Below are 15,177 nucleotides of genomic sequence, written 5' to 3'. Positions count from 1 at the left end.
CTGTCGGGCATCCCGACCGGGCGCCGCCAGCCGGGCGCCGCCGGTAGGGCGCCCTGTCGGGCAGCCCTGTCGGGCGTCCCGGCCGACGGTGCCGCCGACCGGGGCACCGCCGACCGGGCGCCCGCGCCGCGCACCACGCAGCGCGAAGCGTGCCGCGCCGACCGGGCGCCCCCCGCGCTGCGCACCGCGACGTGCCGCGCTGACCGGGCGCCCGCGCCACGCACCGTCGTGCCGCCCCGACCGGGCGGCCCCGCTGCGCGCCGCGCCGGCGCGTCCGTCACAGCCAGCCGGAGCGTTGCGCCTGCAGGGCCAGTTGGAAGCGGTTTGCCGCGCCCAGGCGGGCCATCAGGATCTGGAGGCGGCGGAAGAGCGTGCGGCGGCTGATGGCCAGCTCGCGGGCGATGGTCTCGTCGCTCGCGCCGCCCGCGAGCAGCCACAGCAGCCGGCGGTCGGCGGGCGGCAGGCCGCCCGGGCGGGTCGTGCGGCCGTGGAACGGCAGGGCGTTCTGCCAGGACTGCTCGAACAGCGCCACGAGCGCCGACAGGAGACCGCACGGCTGCACGACCAGCGTGGTGTGGTGCACGTCCGCCTCCTTGATCGACAGCGACACGAGCGCGTACGCCTCGTCGATGATCACGAGCTTTACCGGGACCGACGGCAGCACCCTGGCCTGCTCGCCGGCCTCGACGCACGGTTCGATGGCCTCTTGCAGATGGCCGGGATACTCCAGCGCCGCCCGCGAGTAGATGACCCGCTGCGTCACCCCGCGGGCGAGCGTGGCCAGCGCGTCGTCCGTGGCACCGGGCAGGGGGAAGTACGGCGGCGACTCGAACTGCCGGATCTGCTCGCGGGCGCTCGCCCACGCGTGCCGCATCCTGGGGCCGACGGCGTCCCCGGTGACCACCTCGACGAGATGGTCGTCGTACGCGCCGAGCCGCTGCCGCCGGAACGACTCGAACGCGCCGCCGACCGCGATGCGCGACTCCTCCAGCTCGGCTGCCCGGTGCCGGGCGAGGATCTCCAGACCCGCGGCGGGCGGTACCGGGGCCACCACGTCCGCGCCCTCCTCCGCCGCACTGGCCAGACCGGCGTCGGCCAGCGCGCCGTATGCCGCGTCGAGCTCCGCGCCACCCAGACCGGCCGCCGACCCGATCGCGCTCAGCGGCGCGGGCGCCAGCTCGAGGAGCGCCAGATAGACCCGGACCGCAGCCTCGTCGACGCCAAGCAGCCGAAGGGCCTCGCCGAGTTTCGCGTTCGTCATGCCTCGCATTATCGACCGCCCGCGGCGGAGCGTGGCCGATCAGTGCCAGTGGCACTCCTCGGCACCCAGAGGCCGCCTCGCGGGCTACGGTCCACCGAGGAACCCACCGGGAGGAAGGGGCACGACGTGGCCAAGGGCCGAAAGAACGGGCTGTACGCGGGGATCTCCGAGGAACTGTCCGCACTCATGCGCACGGGGTGGGCGGACACCGAGCGGCACGACCTGGAGCTCGACGAGCAGGCTCCGTACGCGGCTCGCCGCCGCGCCGCGCTCTCCGCGCGCTTCCCCGGCGAACGCCTCGTGATCCCCTCGGGGAACCTCAAGGTCCGCTCGAACGACGACCACTACCCCTTCCGCCCGTACTCCGGCTATGTGCACATGACCGGAGACCAGGCCCGGGACGGCGCGCTCGTCCTCGAACCCCGCCCGGACGGCGGCCATGACGCCTACTGCTACCAGCTGCCCCGGGACGGCAGGGACGACGACGAGTTCTGGACGGGCGCCCACGCCGAGCTGTGGATGGGCCGGCGCCGCTCCCTCGCCGAGGCGGAACGTGTGCTCGGCCTGTCCTGCCGGGACGTCCGCACCGCCGCCCGCGACCTCGCCGCCCTCTCCGGCGTGCCCACCCGGATCGTCCGGGGCGTCGACCCGGCCCTGGAGGCCGCCGTCACCACCGACGAGGAGCGCGACGACGAACTGGAGGAGGCGCTCAGCGACCTCCGGCTCGTGAAGGACGCCTGGGAACTGACCGAGATGCGCAAGGCCGTCGACTCCACCGTGCGCGGCTTCACCGACGCGATCGGGGAGCTGTCCCGGGCGATCGCGTCGTCCGAGCGCTGGATCGAGGGCACCTTCTTCCGCCGGGCGCGCCTGGAGGGCAACTCCGTCGGCTACGGCACCATCTGCGCCGCCGGCGAGCACGCCACGATCATGCACTGGACGGACAACGACGGACCGGTGCGCCCGGGGGAGCTGCTCCTCCTCGACGCCGGTGTGGAGACCCGTAGCCTCTACACCGCCGACGTCACGCGCACCCTGCCCATCAGCGGCACCTTCACGCCCGTGCAGCGCAAGGTCTACGACGCCGTGTACGAGGCCCAGGAGGCGGGGTTCGCCGCGGTGAAGCCGGGCGCCGCGTACCGCGACTTCCACGAGGCCTGCCAGCGCCACATGGCGGCCCGCCTGGTCGAGTGGGGCTTCATCGAGGGACCCGCCGACCGTGCGTACGAACTCGGCCTCCAGCGCCGCTTCACGATGGCCGGCACCGGTCACATGCTCGGCCTGGACGTCCACGACTGCGCCCAGGCCCGGAACGCGGAGTACGTCGACGGGGTGCTGGAGCCCGGCATGGTGCTCACCGTCGAGCCCGGCCTCTACTTCCAGGCCGACGATCTCACCGTGCCCGAGGAATGGCGCGGCATCGGCGTCCGGATCGAGGACGACCTGGTCGTCACCGAGGACGGCCACGAGAACCTGTCGGCGGGCCTGCCGCGGTCCGCGGACGACGTCGAGGCGTGGATGGCCCGGGTCGCGGGCTGAGGAGCGAGCCCTGACAGGTCCCTCGGGAGTTGTCCACAGGTGAGGTGGGAGAGGCCTACGGTGTCGGTGGACGCCGTTAGGCTTCTCGAATGGCCCTTACGGACGCTTCCCCCACGATCTCCGACGACGCATCGCAGGTGCTGCACCGCGTCTTCGGTTACAGCTCCTTCCGCGGCGAGCAGCAGGAGATCGTCGAGCAGGTCGTCGGGGGTGGCGACGCCCTCGTCCTGATGCCGACCGGCGGCGGGAAGTCGCTCTGCTACCAGATCCCCGCGCTCGTCAGATCAGGCACGGGCGTCGTGATCTCGCCGCTCATCGCGCTGATGCAGGACCAGGTGGACGCGCTCACCGCCCTCGGCGTCCGCGCCGGGTTCCTCAACTCGACGCAGGATCCGTACGAGCGGCAGGCGGTCGAGCAGGCCTTCCTCGCCGACGAGCTGGACCTGCTCTACCTGGCTCCGGAGCGGCTGCGCACGGAAGGGACGCAGCGGCTGCTCGACCGGGGCACGGTGGCGCTCTTCGCGATCGACGAGGCGCACTGCGTCGCCCAGTGGGGTCACGACTTCCGGCCCGACTACCTCGCGCTCTCCATGCTGCACGAGCGCTGGCCGAAGGTGCCGCGGATCGCGCTGACGGCGACGGCCACCGAGGCCACCCACGCCGAGATCGCGGCGCGGCTCGGTCTGCAGGACGCCCGGCACTTCGTCGCGAGCTTCGACCGGCCGAACATCCAGTACCGCATCGTCCCGAAGAACAACCCGCTCAAGCAGGTCCACGAGCTGATCCGCACCGAGCACGACGGGGACGCCGGAGTCGTCTACTGCCTCTCCCGCGCCTCGGTCGAGAAGACCGCGGCCTTCCTGGTGGAGCAGGGCATCGACGCCCTGCCGTACCACGCGGGCATGGACGCCCGTGCGCGCGCGGCGAACCAGGCGCGCTTTCTGCGGGAGGACGGGGTCGTGATGGTGGCGACGATCGCCTTCGGCATGGGCATCGACAAGCCGGACGTACGTTTCGTGGCCCACCTCGACCTGCCGAAGTCCGTGGAGGGGTACTACCAGGAGACCGGCCGGGCCGGCCGCGACGGGGAGCCGGCCACGGCGTGGCTGGCGTACGGCCTCCAGGACGTGGTCCAGCAGCGCAAGCTCATCGACGGCTCGGAGGGCGACGAGGCGCACCGCCGCTCGCTCGCCGCCCACCTGGACGCCATGCTCGCGCTGTGCGAGACGGTCGACTGCCGCCGGGTGCGGCTGCTCGCGTACTTCGGGCAGTCGGGCGAACCGTGCGGCAACTGCGACACGTGTCTGACCCCGGCCGAGTCCTGGGACGGCACGGTCGCGGCGCAGAAGCTGCTGTCCACGGTGTGGCGCCTGGCGAAGGAACGGCGCCAGAAGTTCGGCGCCGGCCAGATCATCGACATTCTGCAGGGCAAGAGGACGGCCAAGGTCATCCAGTTCGACCATGACGCGCTGTCGGTGTTCGGCGTCGGGGCCGACCTGAGCACCGCGGAGTGGCGCGGGGTCGTGCGCCAGCTGCTCGCGCAGGGGCTGCTCGCGGTGGAGGGCGACTACGGGACGCTCGTCCTGACGGAGAGGAGCGGCGAGGTACTGGGAGGACGCCTCCCGGTCCCGCTGCGGAAGGAGAAGGCGGTCACCGGGCCGTCCCGGAAAGAGTCCGGTTCGCGCTCCGGGAAGGGCGCCCGCGTGCCGGTCGACCTGCCGGCCGCCGCGGTACCGGTGTTCGAGGCCCTTCGCGCCTGGCGGGCCGCGACGGCGCGCGAGCAGGGCGTCCCGGCGTACGTCGTCTTCCACGACGCGACGCTGCGGGAGATCGCGACCCGGTTCCCGGCCACGGTCCAGGAGTTGGGCACCATCGGCGGCGTGGGCGAGGCGAAGCTCGGCAAGTACGCCCAGGGCGTCCTCGACACCCTGACCGAGTGCAGCGCCCCTGAGCCGGCGCTGGCTGCCCCTCCGGCGCTCGACGAGGAGCCGCCGCTCGACCCGGACGAGGAGATCGAACCGCCCTGGGACGACTGGCAGTAGCGGCCCGTGGGCCCGTGGGGGATGTGTGCCATGGGCACGACAGCCCGGGCGGGTAGTCTCACCCCGGGCGAGCGCGCCGGCTTCGTCGTCCTCGCCTCCACGACCTTCGTGGACGGACGTGAGGCGACGGAGGGACGGAAGCTGTGAGCGGGCCGACGGACCCCCTGGACCCCGCGGTCCCGGCCCACGTTGGCAGGGGCCTTCCGGAGCCCTGGCGGGGCGGGCACGAACCCCGCCTGTGGACCGTGCGCGTGAGCGAGTTCGCGGCACGGGCCGGCGATCTGGCAGCCGTACTCGACGACGGTGAACGGACCCGACTCAGGGGCTTCGTCCGGGCCTCCGACCGCGACCGGTACCGGACCGCCCATGTCGCACTCCGCCAACTGCTCGGCGCCTACCTGGAACGGGACCCGGCGGAGGTGCGTCTCGTCCGCGAGCCGTGCCCCGGGTGCGGCGGACCGCACGGCCGCCCGGCCGTGGCCGCGGACGGTCCCGTACCGCTCCATTTCTCCCTCTCGCACTCCGGCGACGCCGTCCTCCTGGGCTTCGCCGACACAGCGGTGGGCGTCGACATCGAGGAGCGGCCGACCCTCCAGGCCGCGGCCGACGTGGGCGAGGTGCTCCACCCGGACGAGCGCGCCGAACTGGCGGCGCTGCCGCCGGGCGCCCGCCCCGCCGCTATGGGACGCTGCTGGGCCCGCAAGGAGGCGTACCTCAAGGGCGTGGGGATCGGACTCGGAGAACATCCGTCCGTCACCTATATGGGGACGGGGGACACTCCGGCAGCCGTTCCCGGGTGGTCGGTCCTGGACGTGCCGGCCTTCCCCGGCTACACGGCGGCCTGCGCCACGCGCACGACCGACTGACGAGCGGCCGAGAAAGGGGCGGGGCCGAGAGCCGGTACGGCTCCGGGTGGCCCGCCCCGTCCGAAAGGCCAGGCGGAGCCTCAGGCGCCGAGGAACTCCGGGAGGGGCTGAGCGAGCTCCTCGTCCGGGACCACCGTCGTGCCCGGACCGCCCTCGGTGAAGACGCCGCGCAGCAAGGAGTGCGGCACCCGGCCGTCCACGACATGGGCCTTGCGGACACCCCCGCGTACGGCGCGCAGACAGCCCTCCATCTTCGGGAGCATGCCGCTCGCGAGCCCCGGGAGCAGTACGTCCAGTTCACCGGCCGTGAGCCGGGCGATCACCTCGGTGCTGCGCGGCCAGTCCGCGTACAGCCCCTCGACGTCGGTCAGCACCACCAGCCGTTCCGCGCCGAGCGCGACGGCGAGCGCCGAGGCCGCGAGATCGGCGTTGACGTTGTAGACCTCACCGTCGGCGCCGCGCGCGATGGGCGACACGACAGGGATGCGGCCCCCGTCGAGCAGCGCACGGACGGTAGCGGGCTGCACGGCCATGACCTCGCCCACGAGACCGATGTCCACCGGCCGCCCGTCCACCCACGCCGGGCGCTGTACGGCCGTCATCGTGTGCGCGTCCTCGCCCGACATGCCCACCGCGAACGGGCCGTGGGCGTTGAGGGCGCCGACCAGATCCCGCTGGACCCGGCCGGTCAGCACCATGCGGACCACGTCCATCGTCTCGGGCGTCGTCACCCTCAGCCCCGCCTCGAAGCGGACCTCCAGATCCAGGCGGTCGAGCATCGCGCTGATCTGCGGTCCCCCGCCGTGCACGACGACCGGGCGCAGCCCCGCGTGCCACAGCTCCACGACGTCTTGGGCGAACGTCCGGTGCAGCGCGGGGTCCACCATCGCGTTGCCGCCGAACTTGACGACCACGGTGCGGCCCTGGAGCTCCTCCAGCCACGGCAGATCGGCGGACGTCAGGCCACCGGTCCGGTCGTCGGCCCCACCGTTCGCGGGGAATCCACGGTCAGCGGTCACACTCACGGAGCCACTCCATTCGTGGGCAGGCCCCAGCCGTTCCGGCAGGCCGAGGGCGAGATTCATGCACTGCACCGCGCCACCCGCTGTCCGTGTGGGGGGCTGCGGTCACAGGGTCGATGCCCAAGGTCGCCGTCAGGCGGACCCGGTCACGCGTTCCGGTGAACGGCTGGTGGCACGCCGTCGTGCACCGTCTTGCACGAGGCGGTGATGGCGTCAGTGCGCGGAACGGTGGCCGTGACGGGAGCACGAGGGCGCCGTGAGGAGCCGCCGGACCTGCTCCCCGGCCTCGGCCGCGTCCCGGGCCTCGGAGGGGAACAGGATGCGCAGGTCGCAGTGGCCTTCGTGGTACTCGCAGCGCAGGGTGATGCCGTACCGGTCGACGGCGAGCGGAAGGGCCCGCACCACTCCGAACGGAAGCCGTGACCCGGCGCGGACGACCAGGTCCGCCACCATGTCCTCGTGGGCGTCGGCGAGATGCGTGAGCATCGCGGCCTCCTCCACGGCGAGCGGGTCGGGCTCCGCGAGGGCGAACCGGTCGAGGTCGACGTCCTGGGTCCCGGCGGCGGTCCGCAGGGTGACGCGGGCCAGGTCGAGCCGCAGACCGCCGTCCCCGTCCTCCGGGCCGGCGGGTGTCAGCCACCCCGAGATGGTCACCCGGGCGCGCACCCGGTCCCGGAGGGGCGTCGGCGCGATGTCGGTGAACTCGAGGAGGGCGGCGAGGCTGCCGCGCGGGGCGGTGGCGACCTGGGCCGTCAGGGGGCTGTCGGCGTGCGGGGCGAGGAGGATCCGGCCCTTCCGGCCGACGGAGTGCATGCCGATCAGGTCGTAGCACTGCGCGTCCGTGGTGAGGGACAGCGAGACCGCCCGGGCCAGCACGGAGCGCACCTGCTCCGCGGCGGCCTGCTCGTGCGGGGCGTTGTCTGTGGCGGCGCTCAAGGGAACTCCTCGCGGGGTGGCTGCGGATAAGGTAAGGCTAACCTAAGCCACCCTGGAGGGTCCCGTCCAGCCCCAACGCCGCCCGGCCGGCAGGGAGTCCTTCAACGGGGCCAGGGCCCCCGAGTGTCGTGCCGGCGCGCGACGAGGCCGGCGGCCCCCGAGGGGACCGCCGGCCCGTGGGGCTAGAAGACGCTCACGCCGTACGCGCTGAGGGCTTCCGTCACCGGCTGGAAGAACGTGGTGCCACCGCTGGAGCAGTTGCCGCTGCCGCCGGAGGTGAGGCCGAGCGCGGTGCTGCCGGAGAACATCGCGCCGCCGCTGTCACCGGGTTCGGCGCAGACGTTGGTCTGGATCAGGCCGTAGACGATGTCGCCGCCGCCGTAGTTGACCGTGGCGTTGAGGCCGGTGACCGTTCCGCCGTGCAGGCCGGTCGTGCTGCCGCTGCGCTGCACCGACTGGCCCACGTAGGCGTTGCCGGCGCTCGTGATGTCACGGTAGGTGCCGTTGTAGAGGTAGACCCGGCCGTCCGCCGCCGAGGCGTTGGAGTGGCGGATGATGCCGTAGTCGTTGGTCGGGAAGCTGGTACCGGCCCGGGTGCCGAGCACCGTGGTGTTGGCCGAGTTGGTGTACCAGGTGCTGCCGATGTTGGTGCAGTGACCGGCCGTCAGGGCGTAGTAGGTCGAGCCGCTGCGGACGTTGAAGCCGAGCGAGCAGCGCCCGCCGCCCGCGTAGATGGCCTGGCCGCCCGCGATGAGCTTGTTGAACGTGCCGGGCGTCCGCTTGATCTCCAGGTTGGCGGCACGGTCGCCGGCCGCCTTCCTGATCTTGGCGATCTCGGCAGCGGAGACGGTCGAGTCGGCGGTGAGGACGATCTTTCCGGTCGCCTCGTCCGTGTACCACGCGGTGCCGGGCACGTCCGCTCCGCGTACGGCCCGGTCGGTGACGGCGAGTTGGGCGGCGGTGGCCCGGCCGTCCTCGGCAGTCGCCGCGGACGACATGGGGGAGGCAAGCGCTGAGGCGGCGAGCAGCGCTGAGGCCACGGCGATCAGCCGTGCGCCCTTGGCGACGCCGCCGAGGGGGGACAGACGCTTGAGGTTCCTGCATCCTCCTGTGGGGGAGTGGGGGGCTCGCTGGGTGGGCGTGCCCTTGAAGCGGAGCCCGACGGACCGGCGCGGAGGGTGATCCGAGCATGGACCTGTCAAGCTCGACAGGTTGAATCCTCGAATCCGAGCGGCCTCGGCGGCAAGAACGTCTTTCGGCCCATCTACGCGCGTTCATGTGGTTCGAAGCGCGGCCGGTGGCAAGGGCGTCCGGAAGGATCGCCCCGCAGATGGCGCGGTGCAAACGCTTGCGGCAGTTTGCTGACGTTCTTTCAGAAGGGTGCGGTCGGGGGTGTGATGGTGCCGGGATCGTGGGCCGAGGAAGCGGAACGGGCTGTCTCGTTTCTCCTGATCAACAGCCGGACGTACGAGGCTTCCCGCCGTCGGCCGGAACCCCGGCGGCCGGAGCCCCGGGCCCGCGCGGCGGAGGAGTAGCGGGCGCACAGATCCGGCCCCGCCCTCGGGTGGGGTCAGGGGCCCGGGCGGGGTCGAGTTCGGCGCGGACGGGGGGCGTCCACGGCCAGTGGTACAGGCGTGGGGGCCCTCAATGCCGTAATCGTTCCCTCCGTTCGGGCCGGCCGCGTGTCCGGTTCCGGTCGCAAGCCCGACGCCACCCTGCTGTAACGACGTGTCAGATCGCCCCGTACACCGCGTCGATCAAGGTCATCTTCCGCGGGTCGTCGGCGATGCGAGGGCCCATGCGGTTCATCACGTACCCCAGCGAGACCCCCGATTCCGGGTCCGCGAAGCCGCAGGATCCTCCGAAGCCGTCGTGGCCGAAGGCGCGCGGATTGGGGCCGTACGAGGCGTTGGGGCCGCTGAGCCAGAGGCCGAGGGCGCACTCCGTGTCATGGGCGAAGCCCGCGCCGAGCACCAGGTCCCGGCAGGCCCCCTGCCCCTCGCGGGCCCGTTCGGCGGCCGCTTCGGAGAGGAGCCGGTGGCCGCCGGACCGGCCGCGCCCGGCGAAGAAGCCGTACAGTTCGGCGACCGCTCGGGCCGTTCCGTGACCATTGGCCGCTGGGACCTCGGCGGCACGCCACTCGGCGCTGTTGGCCTGAGCGATTCCGACGGGCGGGTTGGCCAGAGCCGCCAGCGCCGCAGGCTCCAACTGGGCGAGGACCGCGGCCTGTTCGCTCGTGGACGCGGCCGGTGGGTGTACCAGCTCGGCTGCCCGGACCGCCTCCTTCTCCGGCAGGCCGATGGTGAAGTCGATGCCCAGCGGCCCGGTGATCTCCTCGTGGAGGAAGGCGCCCGGCAGTCGTCCGGTGATGCGCCGGATCACCTCGCCGACCAGGAAGCCGTACGTCAGAGCGTGGTAGCCGGACCGGGTGCCGGGCTCCCACCACGGCTCCATCGCGGCGAGTCGGCCGGTCGTCAGCTCCCAGTCGTAGAACTCCTCCAGGGTGAGCGGCTCGCGCAGGCCGCTCAGCCCCGCGCGGTGGGAGAGGAGATGGCGTACGGGGAGGGTCTCCTTGCCGGCCGCCGCGAACTCGGGCCAGTACGAGGCGACCGGCGCGTCGAGGTCGAGCAGCCCCCGGTCCGCGAGGAGATGGGCGCAGAGCGCGGTCACGCCCTTGGTCGTGGACCAGACGTTGACCACGGTGTCGCGTTCCCAGGGGCGCGTGCGGGCGGCGTCCGCCCAGCCGCCCCACAGGTCGACCACGGTCTCGCCGTGGATCTGGACCGTGACCGCGGCGCCGAGTTCGTCCCTCGTACGGAAGTTGGCCTCGAAGGCGTTCCGTACGGCGGCGAAGCGAGGGTCGCAGCGCCCTTCGATCGTGGGGGCGGGCGCGGGCGAACGGACCGGGTCGGGCTCGGGCATGACGTCCTCCAAGGGCGCTCGGCGGTTCAGGGCAACGTACCGACTGGTCGGATCGGTGGGAAGGGAGCGCGCACCGACCGCGAACCCGGACCGGGCCCGGCCCAGGCCCCCGCCCCGCCATCCCGGTTCGCCCAGCCGGCCGTGCCGTGTTGCCGAGGCGGACAGCGGCGGGTTGCGTGGGGCCGAGGAGTGGCACCGGAACCCCCGAGCCACGGCAGAAGCGAGGCCCCTCATGCCCGGCTACCCACCGATCGCCGACCACGGACTCATCGGCGATCTCCAGAGCGCCGCCCTGATCTCCGGCGGCGGCGCGGTCGACTGGTTCTGCGCACCCCGCTTCGACTCGCCGAGCATCTTCGCCTCCCTGCTCGACCAGGAGCGCGGCGGCCACTTCACCATCGCGCCCGCCCTGGACGACGTGACCGTCCGCCAGCTCTACCTGCCCGACACGGCCGTCCTGATCACGAGATTCCTCACCCCGGAGGGGGTGGGTGAGGTGGTCGACTTCATGCCGGTGAACGGTCGCCCGGACGTGGCCACCGACCGGCACCGCATGGTGCGGGCCCTGCGCGTGGTGCGCGGGACCCTCACCTTCGACGTCCAATGCAGCCCGCGCTTCGACTACGGCCGCGCACCGCACACGCTCACCCTCGACGGCGCCGCCGCCACCTTCCACGGCCCCGGCCTCGACGTCCACCTGCGGAGCACCGTCCCCCTGGACGCCGACGGCGAGGACGTCCGCGCCACCGTCACCCTCCGGCAGGGCCAGGTCGCGGGAATCGTTCTGGAGACCTCCTCCCCGGGCGCCGCCGCCCCCGCGCCGGTCACCGAGGAGTCACTGAGGGCGGAGATGCAGGAGACCCACGCCTTCTGGCACCGGTGGATCCGTCGCTGCCGTTACCGGGGCCGCTGGCAGCACATGGTCAACCGCTCGATCATCACCCTCAAACTGCTCATCTACGCCCCCACCGGCGCCCCGATCGCCGCCGCCACCATGGGACTCCCCGAACAGATCGGCGGAGAGCGGAACTGGGACTACCGCTACACCTGGATCCGCGACGCGTCCCTCTCCGTACGCGTCCTGCTCGACCTCGGCTACGTCGAGGAGGCCGACGCCTTCCGCCGCTGGCTCGGCGACCGCTTCCGCGCGCCCCGACCGCCCGGCAGCGAGCCGATGCAGATCATGTACCGGATCGACGGCGATCCCCACCTGTCCGAGGAGACCCTGGGGCACCTGTCCGGCTACCGCGACTCCGCGCCCGTGCGGGCCGGGAACGGGGCGGCCGACCAGCTGCAGCTCGACATCTACGGCGAGTTCGCCTACGCGATGACCTCCTCGCCGGATCTGGCCGAGCTCGCCGGCTACGAGGGGTGGAAGGGGTTCGCCGCGCTCCTCGACTGGCTCGCCGACAGCTGGGACCGTCCCGACGAGGGCATCTGGGAGACCCGCGGCGGCCGCCGGGACTTCACGTACAGCCGGGTGATGTGCTGGGTCGCCCTCGACCGCGGTATCCGTCTCGCCACCCAGTACGCCCGCCCCGCCGACCTGCCCCGCTGGACCGCGGCGCGTGACGCGGTCCTCGTCCAGGTGATGGAACGTGGCTGGAATCCCGAGCGCGGGGCCTTCGTCCAGCACTACGGCAGCGAGGTGCTCGACGCCTCCCTGCTGCTCATGCCGCTGGTCGGCTTCATCAGCCCGAAGGCACCCTCGTGGCTCGCCACCCTGGACGCCATGGACCGCGAACTCGTCACGGACAGCCTCGTCTACCGCTACAACCCCGAGGCCTCGCCCGACGGCCTGCGCGGCTCCGAGGGCACCTTCTCCCTCTGCAGCTTCCTCTACGTCGAGGCGCTCGCCCGGGCCGGCCGCCTCGACCAGGCGCGCTACGCGATGGACAAGATGCTGACGTACGCCAACCACGTCGGGCTCTTCGCCGAGGAGATCGGCCCGACCGGCGAACAGCTCGGCAACTTCCCGCAGGCCTTCACCCACCTCTCCCTGATCACGGCGGCCATCGCCCTCGACGAGGAACTCGACAAGGCCGCCGCCCGCGTCTGACCCGGACCACCCGCCCCTAGTCGGGTGAGGCGCGTCTCACCCGGGCGCTCACCCTTGTCTATGCAACGAGTTGCATAGAAGGATTCGGGTGTGGCGATCGAACACGCGATTCTTGTCTCCCTGCTGGAGAAGCCCGGTTCCGGCTACGAGCTGGCCCGGCGCTTCGAGCGGTCCATCGGATACTTCTGGACCGCCAGCCATCAGCAGATCTACCGCGTGCTGAAGCGGATGGAGAGCGAGGGCTGGGTCGACGTCCGGGACGTGCCGCAGCAGGGCCGCCCGGACAAGCGGGAGTACTCCGTCGCGGACCCCGGACGAGCCGCCCTGTCCACGTGGCTGCACGAGCCCATCGAGGCCGAGAGCGTCCGGCACGACCTCGCCGTGAAGATCCGGGGCGCCGCCTTCGACGACCCCGCCGCGCTGATCAGCGAGGTGGAGCGGCACCGGCAGGCGCACACCGAGCGCCTCGCCCAGTACCTCGCGGGCGAGGAACGGGACTTCGGGGACCTCGGAGACCTCACGGGATCGGCGACACCCGGGCCGCCCGACGCGGGGAGGGAACTCCAGCACGTCGTGCTGCGCGGCGGCATCGCGTACGAACGGATGACGCTCGCCTGGCTCGACGACGTCCTCGCCACCCTCCACCGGCTCGGCTCCGAGCGCTGAAGCGTCCCGGACCGCGCCGACGCCACCACCACCCTCACCCCTCTCGTCCACCGGACCGAAAGACGGAGCACATGGCCGACTCGCTGCTGTTCAACCCGCACACCTACGACCCGGCACACTTCGACCCCGAGACCCGCCGGCTCCTGCGCGCCACCGTCGACTGGTTCGAGGAGCGTGGCAAGCGCAAGCTGATAGAGGACTACCGGTCCCGGGCCTGGCTGGCCGACTTCCTCGCCTTCTCCGCCAAGGAAGGCCTGTTCGCGACCTTCCTGACGCCGTCCTCCGCAGCCGAGGGGGAGGGGGACAAGCGCTGGGACACCGCCCGCATCGCCGCCCTCAACGAGATCCTCGGCTTCTACGGACTCGACTACTGGTACGCCTGGCAGGTCACCATTCTGGGCCTCGGTCCCGTCTGGCAGAGCGACAACCCCGCCGCCCGCGCCCGCGCCGCGGAACTCCTCTCCCAGGGCGAGGTGTTCGCGTTCGGCCTGTCCGAGAAGTCCCACGGCGCCGACATCTACTCCACGGACATGCTGCTCGAGCCCGACGGCACGGGCGGCTTCCGGGCCACCGGCTCCAAGTACTACATCGGCAACGGAAACGCCGCCGGGCTCGTCTCCGTCTTCGGCCGCCGCACCGACGTCGAAGGCCCCGACGGCTACGTCTTCTTCGCCGCCGACAGCCGCCACGAGGCGTACCACCTGGTGAAGAACGTGGTCGATTCCTCCAAGTACGTCAGCGAGTTCCGCCTCGAGAACTACCCCGTCGCAGCCGAGGACGTCCTGCACACCGGCCGCGCCGCCTTCGACGCCGCTCTCAACACCGTCAACGTCGGCAAGTTCAATCTCTGCACCGCCTCGATCGGCATCTGCGAGCACGCGATGTACGAGGCCGTCACCCACGCCCAGAACCGCATCCTGTACGGCCGCCCCGTCACCGCCTTCCCGCACGTGCGCCGCGAGCTGACCGACGCGTACGTCCGGCTCGTCGGCATGAAGCTGTTCAGCGACCGCGCCGTCGACTACTTCCGCACCGCCGGCCCCGACGACCGCCGCTACCTCCTCTTCAACCCGATGACGAAGATGAAGGTGACCACGGAGGGCGAGAAGGTCATCGACCTGATGTGGGACGTCATCGCCGCCAAGGGCTTCGAGAAGGACAACTACTTCGCCCAGGCCGCGATCGAGATCCGGGGCCTCCCCAAGCTGGAGGGCACCGTCCACGTCAACCTGGCGCTGATCCTCAAGTTCATGCGGAACCACCTGCTCGACCCGGTCGCGTACGAGCCCGTCCCGACCCGCCTGGACGGCGCCGACGACACGTTCCTCTTCCGGCAGGGACCGGCCCGCGGCCTGGGATCCGTACGCTTCCACGACTGGCGCACCGCGTACGACGCCTACGCCCACCTGCCCAACGTCGGCCGCTTCCGCGAACAGGCCGACGCCCTGTGCGAGTTCGTCGCCACCGCTGCCCCGGACGAGGAGCAGAGCCGCGACCTCGACCTCCTCCTCGCCGTCGGCCAGCTCTTCGCGCTCGTCGTCCACGGCCAGCTGGTCCTGGAGCAGGCGCGCCTCACGGACCTCGACGAGGACGTCCTGGACGAGCTGTTCGCTGTCCTCGTACGGGACTTCTCCGCCCACGCCGTCGAACTGCACGGCAAGGACTCCGCCACCGAGCAGCAGCAGCTCTGGTCGCTGAGCGCGGTCCGGCGCCCGGTCGTCGACGAGGCACGTTCGGGCCGGGTCTGGCAGCGCGTCGAGTCGCTGTCGGGCGCGTACGAGATGGCCCCGTAACGCCGAAAGCCCCCGCCCGCCCTCGGCCTTTCAGAGCCGGGCGGGCGGGGCGAAGGCCGGGCACCTAGCCG

The 15,177-nt window shown here is 72.2% G+C and carries 11 protein-coding genes; 6 read left to right on the top strand and 5 right to left on the bottom strand.

Annotation, left to right across the window (positions count from 1 at the left end):
- Positions 1-277 precede the first annotated feature (277 nt).
- Positions 278-1,261, bottom strand: coding sequence for a LuxR family transcriptional regulator (locus ACZ4VI_RS01570; protein ID WP_467995596.1), 984 nt, complete (start codon positions 1,259-1,261; stop codon positions 278-280).
- A 126-nt stretch (positions 1,262-1,387) separates the two neighbouring features.
- Between ACZ4VI_RS01570 and ACZ4VI_RS01565 the strand changes: the two genes are divergently transcribed.
- The 3 genes from ACZ4VI_RS01565 to ACZ4VI_RS01555 all read left to right on the top strand — a co-directional run bounded on the left by ACZ4VI_RS01565 (position 1,388) and on the right by ACZ4VI_RS01555 (position 5,708).
- Positions 1,388-2,800, top strand: coding sequence for an aminopeptidase P family protein (locus tag ACZ4VI_RS01565; RefSeq protein WP_467995594.1), 1,413 nt, complete (start codon positions 1,388-1,390; stop codon positions 2,798-2,800).
- Between the two features lie 89 nt (positions 2,801-2,889).
- Positions 2,890-4,842 carry a DNA helicase RecQ gene (recQ, locus tag ACZ4VI_RS01560; protein WP_467995592.1) on the top strand — a complete coding sequence of 651 codons (1,953 nt, stop codon included), beginning with the start codon at positions 2,890-2,892 and terminating at the stop codon, positions 4,840-4,842.
- A gap of 251 nt (positions 4,843-5,093) precedes the next feature.
- Positions 5,094-5,708: a 4'-phosphopantetheinyl transferase family protein gene (locus ACZ4VI_RS01555; protein WP_467995590.1), complete on the top strand. Its 615-nt coding sequence runs from the start codon at positions 5,094-5,096 to the stop codon at positions 5,706-5,708.
- Positions 5,709-5,788: 80 nt separating this feature from the next.
- Here ACZ4VI_RS01555 and argB read toward each other — a convergent pair whose 3' ends face one another.
- The 4 genes from argB to ACZ4VI_RS01535 form a co-directional block, all read right to left on the bottom strand.
- The gene (gene argB, locus ACZ4VI_RS01550) at positions 5,789-6,595 is read right to left on the bottom strand and encodes an acetylglutamate kinase (protein ID WP_467996262.1); all 807 of its coding nucleotides are present in this window, start codon (positions 6,593-6,595) and stop codon (positions 5,789-5,791) included.
- 348 nt (positions 6,596-6,943) lie between these two features.
- Entirely contained in the window at positions 6,944-7,666 is a 723-nt protein-coding gene (locus ACZ4VI_RS01545) for a DUF2470 domain-containing protein (protein WP_467995588.1), read from the bottom strand.
- 182 nt (positions 7,667-7,848) lie between these two features.
- Entirely contained in the window at positions 7,849-8,715 is an 867-nt protein-coding gene (locus ACZ4VI_RS01540; RefSeq protein WP_467996260.1) for a S1 family peptidase, read from the bottom strand.
- A gap of 682 nt (positions 8,716-9,397) precedes the next feature.
- Positions 9,398-10,588 (bottom strand): serine hydrolase domain-containing protein, encoded by a 1,191-nt coding sequence (locus ACZ4VI_RS01535; protein WP_467995586.1) that lies wholly within the window; start codon positions 10,586-10,588, stop codon positions 9,398-9,400.
- A gap of 232 nt (positions 10,589-10,820) precedes the next feature.
- On the opposite strand from ACZ4VI_RS01535, the gene ACZ4VI_RS01530 reads away from it, so the two are divergent.
- The 3 genes from ACZ4VI_RS01530 (at position 10,821) to ACZ4VI_RS01520 (ending at position 15,106) form a co-directional block, all read left to right on the top strand.
- A complete protein-coding gene (locus tag ACZ4VI_RS01530; protein ID WP_467995584.1) occupies positions 10,821-12,647 on the top strand; it encodes a glycoside hydrolase family 15 protein in 1,827 nt (608 codons plus the stop codon).
- 90 nt (positions 12,648-12,737) lie between these two features.
- Complete coding sequence (locus ACZ4VI_RS01525; RefSeq protein WP_467995583.1) at positions 12,738-13,313, top strand: PadR family transcriptional regulator; 576 nt, start codon at positions 12,738-12,740, stop codon at positions 13,311-13,313.
- Between the two features lie 71 nt (positions 13,314-13,384).
- A complete protein-coding gene (locus tag ACZ4VI_RS01520; RefSeq protein WP_467995581.1) occupies positions 13,385-15,106 on the top strand; it encodes an acyl-CoA dehydrogenase family protein in 1,722 nt (573 codons plus the stop codon).
- Positions 15,107-15,177: the final 71 nt, after the last annotated feature.

Source organism: Streptomyces sp. NPDC029169, assembly GCF_055563935.1.
The sequence above is the reverse complement of the archived record's forward strand: the minus strand, read 5'-3'. Positions and strand labels throughout refer to the sequence as shown.

Coding starts and splice junctions, on each gene's coding strand:
- ACZ4VI_RS01570 (WP_467995596.1), bottom strand. CDS start 1,261: ATGACGAACGCGAAACTCGGCGAGGCCCTTCGGCTGCTTGGCGTCGAC.
- recQ (WP_467995592.1), top strand. CDS start 2,890: ATGGCCCTTACGGACGCTTCCCCCACGATCTCCGACGACGCATCGCAG.
- argB (WP_467996262.1), bottom strand. CDS start 6,595: ATGGTGGACCCCGCGCTGCACCGGACGTTCGCCCAAGACGTCGTGGAG.
- ACZ4VI_RS01535 (WP_467995586.1), bottom strand. CDS start 10,588: ATGCCCGAGCCCGACCCGGTCCGTTCGCCCGCGCCCGCCCCCACGATC.
- ACZ4VI_RS01530 (WP_467995584.1), top strand. CDS start 10,821: ATGCCCGGCTACCCACCGATCGCCGACCACGGACTCATCGGCGATCTC.
- ACZ4VI_RS01520 (WP_467995581.1), top strand. CDS start 13,385: ATGGCCGACTCGCTGCTGTTCAACCCGCACACCTACGACCCGGCACAC.